At 41.9% G+C, this 15,992-nt stretch carries 15 protein-coding genes and 1 pseudogene; all 16 read right to left on the bottom strand.

Annotation, left to right across the window (positions count from 1 at the left end):
* Positions 1 to 72: 72 nt before the first annotated feature.
* Complete coding sequence (qcrB, locus tag BPOF4_RS07590) at positions 73 to 744, bottom strand: menaquinol-cytochrome c reductase cytochrome b subunit (protein WP_012958517.1); 672 nt, start codon at positions 742 to 744, stop codon at positions 73 to 75.
* Between the two features lie 15 nt (positions 745 to 759).
* Positions 760 to 1,260, bottom strand: a complete 501-nt coding sequence (locus BPOF4_RS07585; protein ID WP_012958516.1) for a Rieske (2Fe-2S) protein — start codon at positions 1,258 to 1,260, stop codon at positions 760 to 762.
* Positions 1,261 to 1,402: 142 nt separating this feature from the next.
* Positions 1,403 to 1,864, bottom strand: a complete 462-nt coding sequence (locus BPOF4_RS07580; RefSeq protein ID WP_012958515.1) for a YpiF family protein — start codon at positions 1,862 to 1,864, stop codon at positions 1,403 to 1,405.
* 899 nt (positions 1,865 to 2,763) lie between these two features.
* Positions 2,764 to 3,309: a ReoY family proteolytic degradation factor gene (locus BPOF4_RS07575; protein ID WP_012958513.1), complete on the bottom strand. Its 546-nt coding sequence runs from the start codon at positions 3,307 to 3,309 to the stop codon at positions 2,764 to 2,766.
* Between the two features lie 168 nt (positions 3,310 to 3,477).
* Positions 3,478 to 4,404: a tetratricopeptide repeat protein gene (locus tag BPOF4_RS07570; RefSeq protein ID WP_476489874.1), complete on the bottom strand. Its 927-nt coding sequence runs from the start codon at positions 4,402 to 4,404 to the stop codon at positions 3,478 to 3,480.
* A gap of 6 nt (positions 4,405 to 4,410) precedes the next feature.
* A pseudogene (locus BPOF4_RS23020) lies at positions 4,411 to 4,758 on the bottom strand (tetratricopeptide repeat protein); the annotation flags it as partial.
* 150 nt (positions 4,759 to 4,908) lie between these two features.
* Positions 4,909 to 5,865 (bottom strand): hypothetical protein, encoded by a 957-nt coding sequence (locus BPOF4_RS07565; protein WP_041822337.1) that lies wholly within the window; start codon positions 5,863 to 5,865, stop codon positions 4,909 to 4,911.
* Between the two features lie 279 nt (positions 5,866 to 6,144).
* Entirely contained in the window at positions 6,145 to 7,434 is a 1,290-nt protein-coding gene (gene aroA, locus BPOF4_RS07560; protein ID WP_012958510.1) for a 3-phosphoshikimate 1-carboxyvinyltransferase, read from the bottom strand.
* 10 nt (positions 7,435 to 7,444) lie between these two features.
* Entirely contained in the window at positions 7,445 to 8,542 is a 1,098-nt protein-coding gene (locus tag BPOF4_RS07555) for a prephenate dehydrogenase (RefSeq protein ID WP_012958509.1), read from the bottom strand.
* Between the two features lie 147 nt (positions 8,543 to 8,689).
* Positions 8,690 to 9,796: a histidinol-phosphate transaminase gene (hisC, locus tag BPOF4_RS07550; protein WP_012958508.1), complete on the bottom strand. Its 1,107-nt coding sequence runs from the start codon at positions 9,794 to 9,796 to the stop codon at positions 8,690 to 8,692.
* 40 nt (positions 9,797 to 9,836) lie between these two features.
* Entirely contained in the window at positions 9,837 to 10,637 is an 801-nt protein-coding gene (gene trpA, locus BPOF4_RS07545; RefSeq protein ID WP_012958507.1) for a tryptophan synthase subunit alpha, read from the bottom strand.
* Positions 10,634 to 11,842: a tryptophan synthase subunit beta gene (gene trpB / locus BPOF4_RS07540; RefSeq protein ID WP_012958506.1), complete on the bottom strand. Its 1,209-nt coding sequence runs from the start codon at positions 11,840 to 11,842 to the stop codon at positions 10,634 to 10,636. The genes trpA and trpB overlap by 4 nt, the downstream gene beginning before the upstream one ends.
* Complete coding sequence (locus tag BPOF4_RS07535) at positions 11,811 to 12,482, bottom strand: phosphoribosylanthranilate isomerase (RefSeq protein WP_238446490.1); 672 nt, start codon at positions 12,480 to 12,482, stop codon at positions 11,811 to 11,813. The genes trpB and BPOF4_RS07535 overlap by 32 nt, the downstream gene beginning before the upstream one ends.
* A complete protein-coding gene (gene trpC, locus BPOF4_RS07530; RefSeq protein ID WP_012958504.1) occupies positions 12,457 to 13,230 on the bottom strand; it encodes an indole-3-glycerol phosphate synthase TrpC in 774 nt (257 codons plus the stop codon). Before trpC ends, BPOF4_RS07535 begins: the two co-directional genes overlap by 26 nt.
* Positions 13,223 to 14,248, bottom strand: coding sequence for an anthranilate phosphoribosyltransferase (gene trpD, locus BPOF4_RS07525; protein ID WP_012958503.1), 1,026 nt, complete (start codon positions 14,246 to 14,248; stop codon positions 13,223 to 13,225). Before trpD ends, trpC begins: the two co-directional genes overlap by 8 nt.
* Complete coding sequence (gene trpE, locus BPOF4_RS07520) at positions 14,241 to 15,770, bottom strand: anthranilate synthase component I (protein ID WP_012958502.1); 1,530 nt, start codon at positions 15,768 to 15,770, stop codon at positions 14,241 to 14,243. Before trpE ends, trpD begins: the two co-directional genes overlap by 8 nt.
* Positions 15,771 to 15,992: the final 222 nt, after the last annotated feature.

Raw genomic sequence — 15,992 nt, 5'->3', positions numbered from 1 at the left:
CCTTTTTATTTTTCAGTTAGAGGGTGTCTAAAAGATCAATCATTATTAAGCTTTCAAACACTCCATTAAATCTTACAATGGACCAGAAATACCTTGTTTACGGATCATGTAGAAGTGAGCCGCTAGTAAACCAAGTAAGGCACCTGGTAAGAAGAATACGTGAATCGCGAAGAAACGTGCTAGTGTAGCAGCCCCGATTACTTCCCCGCCGGCAAGCAATGTTTTCGCAAATCCACCAATGAGTGGAACACTCTCAGCAATTTGCAGACCTACAACAGTCGCAAAGTATGCTTTCATATCCCATGGTAATAAGTAACCTGTGAAACCTAAACCAAGCATAACGAAGAAAATAAGTACACCGACAACCCAGTTTAATTCACGAGGCTTCTTATATGAACCGGTAAAGAATACCCGCAACGTGTGTAAAAACATCATAACAATAACCAAACTAGCTCCCCAGTGGTGCATCCCACGTACGATAACACCGAAAGCTACTTCGTTTTGTAAGTAAGCTACTGATTGATAAGCGTTGATAATATCTGGTACATAATACATCGTTAGGAACATACCTGATAAAATCTGAATGACTGTAACGAAGAAAGTTAATCCACCAAAACAGTATACGAACGCAGAGAAATGGTGAGCAGGGTTAACATGCTCAGGCACTTCGTGGTCAGCAATATCGCGCCACATAGGCGTAATATCAAGACGCTCATCAACATAGTCGTAAATTTTTTGAAGCATCGATTACGCCCCTCCTTATGTTCGCTGATTAATTTGACCTAAGTATACTTTTCCATCCTCTACCATCACATCATACACATCAAGTGGACGCTGAGGCGGTGTACCAGGCACATTGATACCGTCTTTTTCAAACATACCAAAGTGACATGGGCAATAGAAACGTTCAGGATGATCATCATTCGAACCGTATGATACCGTACAGCCTAAATGCGTACATGTTGGTGAAAGCGCTGTTACCTCATCCCCACGGATAAAGATATACGCTTCACGTGTTACTTCCGATTCATACCACGCATCTTGCTGCTCAAAGCTGAAAGCAAACTTTTGTGGTTCCTCTGTCAATTCTTCAAGATAACATACAGGCTGATATTCAGATTCAGTTCCAGCTTTCAAAGCAGGATCAAGGGCAAAGCGTGCCATTGGCATCAGCATTCCCGCAGCCATGAAGCCGCCAACACCTGTAAGCGTGTACGTTAAAAATTGTCGTCGTGAAACTTTGTGCTCTTTTTCGCTCACTAGTTTTCCCCCCCTACACTATAAAATAAGACCCATAACGGGCACAGTTAAACACATATAATACTAGGACATACCCATGATAGCTTAATGACCTAGCGGTGTCAATTGTTTCAAGAAGTAAAACGACACGATTTTGCCATGATTATCGATTTTGCCACTTGTTTGTCATAATCGGGACTAACTGTTTAATTTGCCCGCCAATCACTTCACGTCTATTTTCTGATGATAGATGTTCAAGCGGAATGGATGGAAGCCATATCAGCCATTCTCCCAGTTCCTCTTCTACCGTTTTCCAAAATCCATCTGAGGTTGCATAGACGATATGCTCCATCCCGCCAAGTTTCAGTTCTTCAGACCAGCGCTTAAGCCGCAGCGTCCGCTCTTCGGCATTTTCTGTTTCTAAGTATGTAAAAGCCGGGAATAACACGACGCGCCCTTGGAACTGTCTTTCAAGCTCTTGGGTGATGATAGAAATAAATTCTCCCATTGCCACCGTCGATTTGATTTCCTTCTGCCAAGAGATTGGGATAAGCGGCACAATTGCCGTATCAACATATTCTTTTGATTGCAAGTACTTATCCATTTCACTCGATTGCCACTTCATAAAATCACCTCTATTTCCAATTCGTTTACCTAGTCATTCTACCTTTTTCTACGTCATAAGACAATCAATCACTATTTATAGAGCTATAAATCAAATAGCACAACATCCTGAAAAAGCCCCCTGCCAGAGTGGTTAATTTCCACTGCACGCACTTGCTTTCCGCAGACGGACCAGAAGCCTCCCGTCTTTGCACTCGTATGCGGTCTTGTTGTTCACATACATTAGGCAGCTGAAAAGACATCCTCTTGCCATAGGTGTTGATCTCCGCTAAAGGCACTCGCTTCCGCGGGCGAAAGTCCGGGAGCCTCCTCGGACTTTCGCCCTGTGGGGTCTCCCTGGTCACGCATATCCCGCAGGAGTCGAGTACCTTCCGCTCCAATCAACGGAGGAAGGATGTTAAGCTGCTCCCATTTTTATAAACAGAACACTGATCTCAGCAGATGAACCCAAGGATGTCTGCATTTTTAAAACTTGAACTGAACCGCAACTAAATTGCTCCACATTATAATTAGAAAACGTACTAACCTAGCGGATGAAATATACAGAGACTCCAGTGGTGACTAGAGCAGGAGTGAGATCCCGCAGGGCAACAGCCCGAGGAAGCTCACTAGCTCACCACGGAAAGCGTAGTATATTTCAGGAGCGGCGGTTTCTCCTCCAACACATGTTTTAATTTCTGTCTGCACGAATCAACCGAGGATGAAACAAGGTTGAGCTTTAACTAACACAAAAAAAGACGCCTCTTCATTTCACAATGAATGAGCCGCCTTCATATTCCTTGTTGGCTTATGGCACCGCGGAAATCCTAGAACCTCAAAATCTCTACATTAGCCTGCATATTATTCTCTTCTCGTTAATACACTTGCATTATGTCCAAGCCTCTTTTATAAAGAAGCTTTTTAATATGTCTCTAATTGTTTTAGCTCTGTAGACAATTCGATAAAACGTTCGTAATCCTTATTATCTAATGCCTCGTCAATTTTCGTTTGCAGATCCTTTTTGCGGAAAGTTTTAATAGATGCATCAAGTAAATCTTCTGCTAAACGTTGGTGGACCTGAGCAATTTCTTCATTCTCTGGCAAGTATGGATTATCCTCAAGCACCGCTAAATAGGGCGGGTACATCTTCGGGTTGGCAAAATGGAGTTCAATATAAATATCCTCTGTTTGATTAAGACGAATATCATGAAATGCTTTTTCAGCATCTGTGGTGATATGTTTAAATTTGTGAAATGAAAACGGGACGGTATCGACACCCGTTGCAGAGATCACTAAAGCTTTCGGTGTAGATGCTGCCCGCTCTACAAAGTGAACCCGCTCCATTAATTCATCATCACTCATTAAGTAATTTAACAACCACGCACACTCACGCCTCTTAAGCTCATAATGCTGCAAAAAGCCTCGAAGAAACTCTTTTTTCTCCACTACTGGAATGATGCTGCCCATGCTCCATCCTCCTTCGTGATTTATAAGCAGTTCTATTGGTACAAACCAATTGTATGAAAACACTTCATATTATTTTTAACCTTTTAATCTAAGGTTCACCTACAAAAGGTTTATCTTTATAACTAATCATTCGCTGTTTGAGTCGTTAAATCCTTGTTTCTTCCTAAATTAATCTAATTCTAATTGATTGATCATTTCAGTCACATCAGATCGATCTGGATTAATGTGAAGTAACTGCTTAAAAGCTGCCGCTGCTTTTTCGCGCTGCCCTTCTTCAAGGAGGAAGCTTGCGTATTCATATAAGAAATCTTCATCTTCATTAAAATGATCACTCACTTCCTGATAACAGCGAAGTGCCTCATCATATTCTTCAAGCTCTCTTAAAGCCGCTCCTTCATACCATGTGAGAAGAGGATCGATTTCACCGTAAGATTTAGTGTGAGTCATTAACTCAACAAGCTGATCAAATTGTTCGGTATGCTTTAAGTAAGCTGCAAGCGTTTGAACAGCTTCTAAATTAGAAGGGTTCAAAGCAATGACTTTGCGTAAATACAATTCCCCTTCATCTGGATGCTGACGTTTAAACGAAAGCTTACCTGCCATTATATAAAGTTCCTCGTTGTACTCATCAACAGACATTCCATCTTTTAAAATATCCATTGCCTCTTCAAGCCGGTTTTCAGCTTCGAGTGCTTTTGCTAAATATGGATATAAACTTGAGAAGTCAGGATCAAGTGCTTTTAATGCCTCTAATTGCTCGATCGCAAGAGTCATATCCCCCACTTGATAAGCGGTAAAGCCATATCCGAACAAGGCATGCGGTTCAAGGTGATCCTTTAACCCTTTCTCATAATAAACCAACGCTTCTTCAAATTGTCCGCTAGCACTATACGCTTCTGCCATTTTTAAATCCACTTCGATATTTGGAAGCTCCTCAGCTCGGTGTACAGCTTTTTTCAGATGAGGAATACTTTTATTATAATCCCCACGCTCTAAATAAAATTCCCCAAGTCCATAAGAGATAATCACTTCATCTGGTGCTGCTTTAGCTGCTTGAAGAAGCTTTTGTTCAGCTACTTCATCTAAAGATTGCATCTGATAAAGATCAGCAAGCAATAATTGTGCTTGAAGGTAAGTCGGATCATCTTCTTTGATCTCAAGCAGCCATTCAATAGCTTCATCTTCCTTATCCCCATCAATCATTACTTCGGCTGCGAAGATAATCAGACTGCCTTCATCGGGGTAAAGTGCTAATAACTCGTTAACGATCCGTTCTGTCTCTTTTAAATGACCAAGTTCATAATAGACCTCTGCTATTGCAAATTTTTGATCATGATCCGCTGATTTTTCAGATTTACTAAGTGCTGCGAGGCCTTCTTCTACTTGACCTGATTCGATTAGCTCAAGCGCTTTTTTTATCCATTCCATCGTTGATTCCTCCTGATTCTTATACCTTGCTACTTCATTCGGGTTCTACGGTATAAAAACCTTCCTTAACGACCGAATAAGTGAATAATGCCATCACTCCTGTATATGATAAAATTCATGATCAAAAAATGACCATATGACTCACCACATGAATGACGGCATCCAATATTGTTAGAGTATAGCGGATGATACCGGGGCAGCAGCATGAATGGTTAGAAAACGCCTAGGTGTAGTCACTTCTATCTGCCTGCCATATCCCGGGTAAAAACAAGTGTCTAGATTTACTTTTAATGCACGATCACGTAGAGCCACTATTGCTGGCTCTCTTTTATCATAATCAAGATCTGTCTTTCCATCAAGAAAAAAACCTTGCTTTTTCGGAGGTTGATTACTCTTCCTCTCGTAGTTATTAAATAGCTGATAATCAAAATCACTAGACACCAGCAGCTCCCCTTTGACAGGAAAGAGACCCATTTTTTGCAAAGCTGTCTTGCTCCACTTCTCATTCGCTGGATCATCTTCTGTCTGCAATCGGTAATGTGTACAATACTGATCCCAGAGCTCTTTCATCTGAGAGCGCTCTCCTTTAACCGTCGTTTTAAAAACAGGAATAAGTACTAACGGATAAGTGAGCTGTAAATAAGAAATATGCTCCCATTGGACCTGATACAACTGCTCAACGGAATTAATATGGACCTTTATAACGGGAATAAGCAATCGCTTGCATATTGACGCCACGGTCGGTCTAAGTAGATGGATCGGCAGCTCTAGTCCAAGCACATAATCAAGGGTGCTGTTCGCCATCGCATGCTTCTGTTTTTTCACAGCCGCTACAATTTCTCTTTCATATTGTACGGCTGCAAAAGAAATGCAGCTTGTGCCTCCTTTTTTAATAAGGTTCACCTGTTGCTCTTTAAATGCTGAAAAAGACTGTTTTGAGGAACAAGGGCTTGTCATCGTATAGATGGCTCCTTCGGCTATTGTGAGCCCTGTACCATTTGATGTTTTTCCGATCCACCGTGCCATTGAAGTATTAATATACGTAATCTTTCCTTCTTTAATTAAATACGAACGAGCTGGCCTCTCTAGACAATCATGTTTGTGAATATGATTGAGTAAATACAACATGATCCCCTCCCTATCCTTATAGACAAGCTATGAAAAGAAAGGAAAGATGAGAACCTGAACATAGAACCTAAAAAAGTTTTTGGAATTTTTTCATTTATCTGTTGACTTCATAGGTCAAATGGTTATAATAAAAGTAGCGTATGGTTTCTCTCCACTCCTATCCATACTATATGTAGCTTTTGCTAAACCCTAATTCGAAAACGCTTACATTTTCGAATTAGGGACTTTTTTTTGTTAAAAATAAAAACCTCGTGATTTTTTATCACAAGGTTCCGAGTTCTATTTTGTTAACCTGTCAATATGTTCAAAAAATGAAGGATAGGAAACAGCAATCGCTTCACTTCTTTCAATATCAACTTGGCCTTCTGTTATAAGACCAGCAATCGCCATGGCCATTCCGATTCGATGATCTCCGTAGCTGTTAACTGTTGCACCTTTAAGGCTCCCGCTGCCCTCAATAATCATTCCATCTTCCGTTGCTTCAATCGATGCTCCTAATCTCTTCAGTTCACTGACAACTGTATCGATTCGGTTTGTTTCTTTGACCTTTAATTCTTCAGCATCTTTTATCACTGTTTTGCCTTCCGCTTGAGAAGCTAGTACAGCGATGACTGGAATTTCATCAATCAGTCTCGGTATTAAATCTCCGCCAATCTCAATTCCCTTCAAACTCGATGTCTCAATCGTTAAATCAGCAATCGGCTCACCGCTTACCACCTTTTCATTAGAAACGGTAAGAGAAGCGCCCATCTTTTGAAGGACATCAATGATGCCTGAGCGGGTAGGATTGAGCCCTACACCAGTCAATGTGATCTGACTATTTGGCACAATGGCCCCTGCAACAAGGAAAAAGGCTGCGGATGAGATGTCTCCTGGAACGACAATGTGGCTTGCCTTTAGAGATTGTCCCCCTTTAACACTCACCTTGAGACCTTCCCTTTTAACCTTAACGCCATACGCTTCAAGCATTCTTTCTGTATGATCCCGCGAGAGGGCAGGCTCTGTGACAGATGTGGTCCCTGCGCTTTGCAGACCAGCTAAAAGAATAGCCGATTTCACTTGCGCACTTGCTACTTTTGAAGTGAAATCAATTCCTTTTGTGCTGCCGCCGCGGACAGATAAAGGCGTGAAATTACCATTTGCACGTCCATCGATTTCTGCTCCCATTTCACGAAGGGGATCTACCACTCTAGACATCGGACGCTTAGCAATCGAGTCATCACCAATCATTACGGAATGAAACGGTCTTGTGGCAAGGATGCCTAACATTAAGCGTGTAGTCGTTCCTGAATTTCCTACATCCAAAATGTTTGATGGTTCAACTAAACCATCCCAGCCCTTTCCTTCAATCTTCACACGTTCCTCGTCTTGTGTAATGTTGACCCCAAGCTTTTTAAAGCAAGCAATTGTACTTAAACAATCTTCCCCATTTAAGAAACCTTCTACCGTTGTCACCCCATCAGCGATCGCACCAAACATGACCGCACGATGAGAGATCGACTTATCTCCTGGTACACGTATCGTTCCATTTAGACCTTGTTTTACTGCATTAATCGTATTTGTTGTCATATGCTCCTCCTTAAATCCGGTATGTATCGTACATATGATGCCCTAAATGCACCTTTGCTTCTTCTAAGTCATCTTCTGAACGGAAAGTCAGCCTCAGAACACCCATGATGTCTTCCCTTGTTTCTAGAATACGAATATTTGTAATACTGATTTTATGCTGTGCCAGGATACCTGTCACATCTGAAATCACGCCGGGATGGTCAGGGATATCAACATATAAATCATAAAATGACGGGATTGCTCCTTTTTTCTTGACCGGCAGTCCGTCGCGAAAGGCTTTCGCTTCCTCAAAATATGTATAGATATCGGCTTCATTTTCTTCTTCTATTAGTGATTTAACTTCTCCCATTTCCTCCATCCACGCTTCTAGGAGGTGTAGAAGACTATCTTTATTTTGCAGTAAAATATCCCTCCACATGACAGGGCTTGCTGAGGCAATACGAGTAATATCTCTAAATCCCCCTGCTGCAAGCTTTGAGACGAGCGGGTCTTTTTCTTCTAACTTAGCGACTTGATGAACAAGGCTGGCCGCGACGATATGAGGAAAATGACTGATCGCTCCTGCAAGATGGTCATGTTGATCGGCAGACATTTCAATAAATGTGGCCTTCGTTCCTTTCAGCCAATTTTGCAGCTGTATTACAGCTCTCGCATCGGCATCTGGACTAGGCGTAATAATATAATAAGCATTTTCAAAAAGATGAGCTCTAGCAGCCTCTACACCGCTTTTATGAGAGCCTGCCATCGGATGACCTCCAATAAAGGTAATCCCTTTTTCACTTAAGCATTCAGCTCGTTTATAGATTTTTCGTTTCGTGCTGCCTACATCGGTAATAATAGCACCGGATTTCATTTCAAAATGAACTAAATCCGCTAAAAGCTCCGTCGTTATTGAAACAGGGGTAGCAAAAACAATCAAGTCAGCTTGCTTTACACCTTCTTCAATCGAATGACAAGCCTCATCAACGACTTTTAATGACTGAGCCATTTTTAGCTGTTCTTCATGTATGTCATACCCAAGGATTCGAACGTCATGTTCTTTTCTAATCGCTAATGCAATCGATCCCCCGATTAAACCTAATCCAATAATAAATGCGGTTCGCTTCATAGTTCTCTCTCCTTATTTAAAAAGCACTACCTGGAATAGCCGTATTCATGTTCTCTATTCCTATAAAAAAAATAAGCAAAAACCGCCTTTCCGTTGCATGAATGCAAAAAAGCACATCAACCATACAATGGGAAAGACGATCATTGACTATGAATGCTGCGGCAGTGATGTTTGTGTTAGAACGCGTTCTAACGCCTCAAATAATGCCGCGTTATCTTCTTTCTTGCCAATTGTAATACGGATCGAATTCGGATAGCCTAATGGGTTGCCAGACCGGACGATAAACCCTTCACGAAGAAGTGCTTGGAATACTTCATCTCCATCCAGCCCTACTTCAATAAGCAAAAAGTTTGTTTGTGAAGGGAAATAGCGTAACTGATGCTTCTGGCAAAACTCTTCAAACTGCTTCATGCCTTCGTTGTTTTTCTCTACACATTCGGCAATAAAAGCTTGATCCTCTATCGCACTAACAGCAGCTATTTGGCCAAACGTCACATTATTAAACGGCGGTCTTACCGGCTCTAAATACGAAATCAATTCTTTACTTGCTACACCAAAACCAACTCTCAATGCAGCAAGGCCATAAGCTTTAGAAAATGTCCGTAAAACAACGAGCTGCTTATAGCGATCTATAAGAGGGACAGTTTCTGGGTAGTCACTGGCCGTTACATACTCATAATACGCTTCATCAGAAACGACGATCACATGCGGAGGAACTTGATCTAGAAAACGAACAAAAGCTTCCTCTTTTACATACGTTCCTGTTGGATTGTTTGGATTACATACCCAGACAATTTTAGTGTTTTCATCAATGGCATCAAGCATCGCATCAAGATCATGCACTCCGTCTTTTAGTGCCACCTCACGAATTTCCGCTCCTTCAATCGTTGCATTCAGCTTATATTGTGAGAATGTTGGATGAGCGGTTACCGTGTTTGTCCCCTTCTCTAGAAACGTACGGCATAAAAACTGAATTACTTCATCTGAGCCATTGCCAAAAATGAGCTGATTTTCATCAACTTGCAGCTGCTTAGCTACAGATTCACGTAATTGCCTTGCATAACCGTCTGGGTAAACAGCCGTTTCGCCAGCAGCTTTCTTGATCGCTTCACTAGCTTTCGGTGACGCCCCGAATGGATTTTCATTTGAAGCTAATTTAACAATTTTTGTGAGTCCTAATTCTTTTTTTACTTCTTCTATCGGCTTACCTGGCTGATACGATGGCAGGCCTAATAACTGAGCTTTAGGTTGCATCTTTAGCACCCCACCTTGTGAAAGTATTTATCTCTCTATGTTACGATGAAATGAGCGAGGTGACAAACGTTTTTAATTGAAATAGTCCATCTTTTCTGTTTTTTTCATCTTTCAGTAAGTCTTCATGCTTCGCGATCTCACGTACAAGAGCACTCCCTACAATGACACCATCAGCATGCTGCTGCATTTCTTTGACTTGTTCATTAGATGAAATTCCAAAACCTACGGCTACCGGAACCGGGCTTGCTTGTTTTACTGTTTCCAAAAAGTCATATACTCTATCATCAATTTTCTTTCTCTCACCTGTCACGCCTAGTGAAGAAACACAGTATAAAAACCCTTCTGCACGGCTCGCAATTTTTTTAATTCTGGCATTGGATGTAGGTGCTACAAGTGAGATCATTGATAAACCTTGCTTATTGCAAAGGGTGTTCAAATCGTCACTTTCTTCATAAGGCAGATCCGGAACCAAAATACCATCAATCCCCATATCCCCTGCCAACTCCGTAAAGCGCTTTTCCCCAAATTGCAGAAGCGGGTTAAAGTACGTAAACACAACAACTGGAATCGTTAACCCTCGCTCTCTCATAAGAGGAACAAGCTTCATCGCCCCTTCAAGTGTCATTCCGCCAGCTAATGCTCGCTTAGATGCCTCTTGGATCGTCGGACCATCTGCTAGCGGGTCAGAGTAAGGAATCCCGAGTTCCAGTAAGTCAGCACCTGCTTCTTCTAACATCAACGCGATATCAATTGTAGCTTCAGGAGTTGGGTCCCCTGCTGTAATAAAGGGAATAAAGAGACCGTCATTTTTTTCTTTTAGTTGATTCATCCGCTGGTTCATGACTCATCCCCTCCTTTAAAATGCTTCATTAATGTATGAACATCTTTATCTCCTCTGCCTGATAAACAAACTAAAATCGTATCATTTGGTGTTAATTTTCCCGCACGCTCAAACGCCTTTGCCAGGGCGTGTGCTGATTCAACAGCCGGAATAATCCCTTCCTCAACAGATAAGAGTCTAAGGGCATCGAGCGCTTGTTGATCGGTTACAGCTTCGTACTGAACACGGCCAGTGCTTGCTAAATGCGCATGCTCAGGACCTACACCAGGATAATCAAGTCCTGCAGAAATCGAATAAGGCTCGGTGATCTGCCCTGCTTCATCTTGAAGCAGATACGTTAGTGAACCGTGAATAACCCCTTTTTTCCCGTGTGTAATCGTGGCTGCATGTTGATCGGTATCCACTCCTTTTCCAGCAGCTTCAACCCCGATTAATCGCACATCATCTTCAATAAAAGGGTAAAATGTGCCAATCGCATTACTCCCTCCGCCGACGCAGGCAATAATCTCATCAGGAAGTCTCGACTCACGTGCGGTAAACTGCTCTTTCGCTTCGTCTCCAATAATCCGCTGAAAATCTCTTACCATCTTCGGATATGGATGCGGACCAACAACCGAGCCAATCAAATAAAAGGTATCTTCTGCATGTGTGACCCAGTACCTGATTGCTTCATTTGTCGCATCTTTTAACGTTTGGCTTCCGGATGTAGCAGGAATGACTTCTGCTCCAAGCAGCTCCATGCGGAATACATTTAATGCTTGACGTTCCATATCCTCTGCTCCCATAAAAACTTTACAGGATAATCCGAATCTTGCAGCAATCGTAGCTGTGGCAACACCATGCTGGCCTGCTCCCGTTTCTGCTACAATCTTTGTTTTCCCCATTCGTTTTGCAAGCAGTGCTTGACCAATCGCATTATTTAACTTATGAGCACCGGTATGTACTAAATCTTCTCTTTTTAGATAGATTTTCGCACCGCCTAGTTTTTCAGAAATATTTTTAGCATAGGTTAATGCAGTTGGTCTGCCAGCAAACTCACGCAGATGGTCTACGTATTCTTTTTCAAACTCATCACTGGCCATAGCCTCATCAAGAGCTTGTTCTAATTCCTCAATTGCACTCATTAATGTTTCCGGAACGTACTTCCCGCCAAACTCTCCAAAACGTCCTCTTTTATCTGGATACACGCTCGTTGTTGTTTGCAAGATGTGACACCCTTTCTATGATGTATTCAATCTTATTTTGATCTTTATGTCCGTTCGTTTCTACTCCGCTTGAAATATCAATCCCGTCAGGCTGGTAGCTTACTAGTTTATCAATGTTTTGAGGCGCGACTCCACCAGCTATCAACACCTTCACACTCTGTCGTTTCCCTTCTTCTAAGAAGCTTGGAATAAGGTCCCAGTTAAAAGACTGTCCTGTTCCCCCCCATTGTCCGCTTACTTTACAATCAACCACATAGCCATCTACTAGCCCTTCAAAGCTGCTCATCACGGCAAGAGCTTGATCATCAGCATGAATCACTTTCCATATTTCACAATCAAGTTCTGCTCGCAGCTCTTTTATATATTCAATCGATTCCGTCCCGTGGCATTGAATCACTTCAACCGGCAATGCATTGTACACTTCTTTGATGACGGAGATGGATTCATTCACAAACAACGCAACGATTTTTTGATTCATTCCGGGTGCATCAAGCCAGCTTTTCACTTGACCGATCGTCACTTGCCTCTTGCTCGCTACAAAAACAAATCCCATATAATCGACATCAGTTGCTGATACCGAAGCGACATCTTCTTGATGATAATTTCCGCAGATTTTAACGAGTGGCCGCAATGTGCTCACCGCCATATAAAGAATCAATTCCTTCGGCAGGAGATTCAGCTCTCATCAGAGATTCTCCTACTAAAACGGCATGTGCTCCTGCGTTTTTCACTCTTTCTAAATCTTCGGTTACATGAATTCCGCTTTCGCTTACAAATAAACTGTCACGTGGAACGAGGCTCCCGATCGTTTCTGTTTGAGAAAGGTCGGTTGTAAATGTTTTTAAATTTCGATTGTTCACCCCGATGATTGAAGGGGTAAATTCGTGAAGCAATGACTCAAGCTCTTCTTTTGCATGCACCTCAACTAAACATTCAAGACCGGCACCAACTGCCTCCTCGTATAACTTTTTCAACTCAATGTTTGGCACTACACCTGCAATCAACAAAATCGCATCTGCACCCATTCGTACACTTTCTTCTATTTGCACTGGATCGATAATAAAGTCTTTACGCAAAACAGGCAGATTTACTTGCTGCTTAATGGCAGATAGATAGTCTCTGTGTCCTTTAAAATAGGGTTGATCCGTTAACACAGAAAGGGCATCTGCCCCTCCGACTTCATACCCTAGAGCAATTTCTAAAGGATTGAAATCTTCCTTTATGATGCCTTTAGAAGGAGAGGCTTTTTTCACTTCAGCAATTAGCCCGATCGAACGATTTGGTTTTGATAATGCTTGATACAGTGATTTCTTTTGAACATTTACAAAAGACGGCTGTACTAGGTTTTTTATTTCCGTTCGTTTTGTTTCAATAATTTGATTAAGCATGTTGTGATTGCCTCCGTTCCGTTTGCAGTGATGTGACATGTTTATCAACGATACCTGATTGAATCGCTTTTTTGACTTCGTCTACCCCGTCACTAATTGAATCGCACCGGTCTGCAGCATAGAGGGCGACCGCTGCATTAAGAGTCACAATATCTTGTGCAGATTGGTTCGCCGTTCCGCGCACAACTTGGTTTATCACTTCAGCGCTCTCTTGTGCATTATTGACTTGAATATCTTCCACCTTGCCTCTAGTTAAGCCTACATCCTCAGGTGTAATCGTCATTTTTGTAATCGTTGTACCGATCACATCATAAAGCGTGGTCTCTCTAGTGATCGAGCACTCGTCTAATCCTTCTCCACCTGTAGCAAAAACAGTATGCGTGGTACCTAATTCCTTTAATGTTTGGGCCATTTTATAGGCAAAATCTTCGTTATAAACCCCAACCAGCTGATGCTCTGCCCGTGCAGGATTTGTAATAGGTCCGAGCAAATTAAAAATCGTCCGGAATCCGATTTCTTTTCTAGGTGCCACCGCATGCTTCATCGATTGGTGATAAAGAGGGGCAAATAGAAAACATAATTGATTATTTTTTAACGACTCTGCTGCAAGTTCTGGTGTACTCTGAATCTCAATTCCGAGCTCCTCTAGTACATCAGCACTGCCGCTTTTTGAAGATACCGCTCGGTTCCCATGTTTAGCAACAGGTACGCCCATAGCTGATAAAACTAGAGCTACAGCTGTTGAAATATTAAATGTAGACAAGTCATCTCCGCCTGTTCCACATGTATCTACAACACCTGGTTGAGTATGTGGAATAGTAACGGAATGAGATCGCATCGATTTTGCGAAACCGATCATTTCCTCTACCGTTTCCCCTCTAAATCTAAGGACCGTTAAGAGGCTTGCAATTTGGCTTGGGGTCGCTTTTCCACCCATGATCTCATCCATTACAAATTGCGCTTCCGTCTCGGATAAAGTGACACCTTCCATACATTTACGTAATAGCTGCTTAAACATGGTTCACCACCGCCCCTTCTCCAAACATCTTCTCAGCAAGCTGCACCGCACGAAGCAATGCCTTTGCTTTATTTTGCGTTTCTTCAAATTCTTTTTCAGGTATAGAATCCGCTACAACCCCGGCACCGGCTTGAATATATGCTTTTTGATCTTTAATGATCATCGTTCTGATCGCGATACAAGAGTCAATATTTCCGTCATAGCTTAAATAGCCGATTGCTCCAGAATAAATTCCTCTTTTTACGGGTTCCAGCTCATTTAATATTTCAATGGCACGAATTTTAGGTGCTCCTGAAACTGTTCCAGCAGGAAAAGCTGACATTAATGCGTTTAATGGTGTGATCCCTTCTCTTAACTCTCCTGTTACTTTTGAAATGATATGCATCACATGAGAGAAGCGGCCAATCTCGAGTAACGTTGGTGTTTTTACTGAACCGTACTCCGCAACTCTTCCGACATCATTTCTTGCGAGATCAACGAGCATATAATGCTCAGCCCGTTCTTTTTCATCTGCTAGCAGCTCTTTGGCCAGCTGATTGTCTAACTCTTCATCAGCGCCTCTTGGCCTGGTTCCTGCTATAGGATGGATCTCAACGTGCTTATCGGCTACTTGGACAAGCCGCTCAGGGGAACTTCCTACCACCTCAACGTCTCCAATTTTCAAATAGAATAAGTAAGGCGAAGGATTAACCATTCTCAGCACTCTATAAATATCAAACGCACTTGATGTGACAGGCATCTCAAAACGTTGGGACAATACGGCTTGAAAAATATCACCAGCCCTAATGTATTCTTGGATCGTCTCTACATCTTTCATAAAATCAGGCTTTGTGTAAGAGGACAGGACCCCGTCAAAGGAGACTTCCTCGGTATTCTCAATTGCTGCAGGCACCATTAAACCAGAAGTAGATCGCTCTAATGTGGTAAATAATTCATCGATCTGTGAAAATGCTGCATCATATCGTTCTTTTAAAAAAGTAGACTGTTTGGTCGGTACATGAATGATGATCATTAATTCTTTTTTTGTATGATCATAGGCAATTAACGTTTCACAAAATAGGAAATGAAAGGCTGGCTGCTCGTTGTTATGATCTTGTTTAGATAAAGGTGCCCTTTTCAAAGAAGGCTCAATCGATTGAATCGCCTCAAAACTCATATAACCTACTGCCCCTCCTTTAAAAGGAATGGGCAGATCAAGCGGCTTAACATTTAAATGCTGCAGTGTTTGATCAAAAGCATCTTCAAAGGTTTGACTTCGGGCGATTTGGCTTCCATCCTCAGAGTACGTATGGAAGATTCCGTTTTCTTCTACTAGTTGATACATCGGATTTAAACCGATGAAGGAATATCTTGACCAAGGCGAGGCTGCGTCCTTACTTTCTAGAAGAAACGTTAATTGATCTTGCAATTGATAGGCGATTTGTATAGGCGTCAGCCCATCTGCAAAATACCTTTTCACAACAGGTACGGTATCATAGGTTTTTGCAGCTTGCTTAAAAGATGTGAAATCTGTGTAGGTCATATTCACTCACTCCTAGGTAATGGAATGAATGAGAAGAGGTATAAAAGAGGATACAGTGGTTTTTGGGTATAACAAAAACACCCTAAGACCGATGAGTCAAAGGGTGTTAGACTAATCCCTATATAAACTCAACTCAGCTCAGCTCTTCTCTGCTCAACTCATTCTCTGCTCAACTATTAAACTCTAAAACAAATAATTAAATATACATCATCTACATGAGCC

Source organism: Alkalihalophilus pseudofirmus OF4, from assembly GCF_000005825.2.
In the GTDB taxonomy this organism is placed as follows: domain Bacteria; phylum Bacillota; class Bacilli; order Bacillales; family Bacillaceae_D; genus Alkalihalophilus; species Alkalihalophilus pseudofirmus.
The sequence above is the reverse complement of the archived record's forward strand: the minus strand, read 5'-3'. Positions and strand labels throughout refer to the sequence as shown.

Coding starts and splice junctions, on each gene's coding strand:
- trpA (WP_012958507.1), bottom strand. CDS start 10,637: ATGAACCAGCGGATGAATCAACTAAAAGAAAAAAATGACGGTCTCTTT.
- aroA (WP_012958510.1), bottom strand. CDS start 7,434: ATGACAACAAATACGATTAATGCAGTAAAACAAGGTCTAAATGGAACG.
- BPOF4_RS07565 (WP_041822337.1), bottom strand. CDS start 5,865: ATGTTGTATTTACTCAATCATATTCACAAACATGATTGTCTAGAGAGG.
- trpD (WP_012958503.1), bottom strand. CDS start 14,248: ATGTTTAAGCAGCTATTACGTAAATGTATGGAAGGTGTCACTTTATCC.
- trpC (WP_012958504.1), bottom strand. CDS start 13,230: ATGCTTAATCAAATTATTGAAACAAAACGAACGGAAATAAAAAACCTA.
- BPOF4_RS07570 (WP_476489874.1), bottom strand. CDS start 4,404: ATGCAATCTTTAGATGAAGTAGCTGAACAAAAGCTTCTTCAAGCAGCT.
- BPOF4_RS07580 (WP_012958515.1), bottom strand. CDS start 1,864: ATGAAGTGGCAATCGAGTGAAATGGATAAGTACTTGCAATCAAAAGAA.
- qcrB (WP_012958517.1), bottom strand. CDS start 744: ATGCTTCAAAAAATTTACGACTATGTTGATGAGCGTCTTGATATTACG.
- hisC (WP_012958508.1), bottom strand. CDS start 9,796: ATGCAACCTAAAGCTCAGTTATTAGGCCTGCCATCGTATCAGCCAGGT.
- trpE (WP_012958502.1), bottom strand. CDS start 15,770: ATGACCTACACAGATTTCACATCTTTTAAGCAAGCTGCAAAAACCTAT.
- BPOF4_RS07555 (WP_012958509.1), bottom strand. CDS start 8,542: ATGAAGCGAACCGCATTTATTATTGGATTAGGTTTAATCGGGGGATCG.
- BPOF4_RS07575 (WP_012958513.1), bottom strand. CDS start 3,309: ATGGGCAGCATCATTCCAGTAGTGGAGAAAAAAGAGTTTCTTCGAGGC.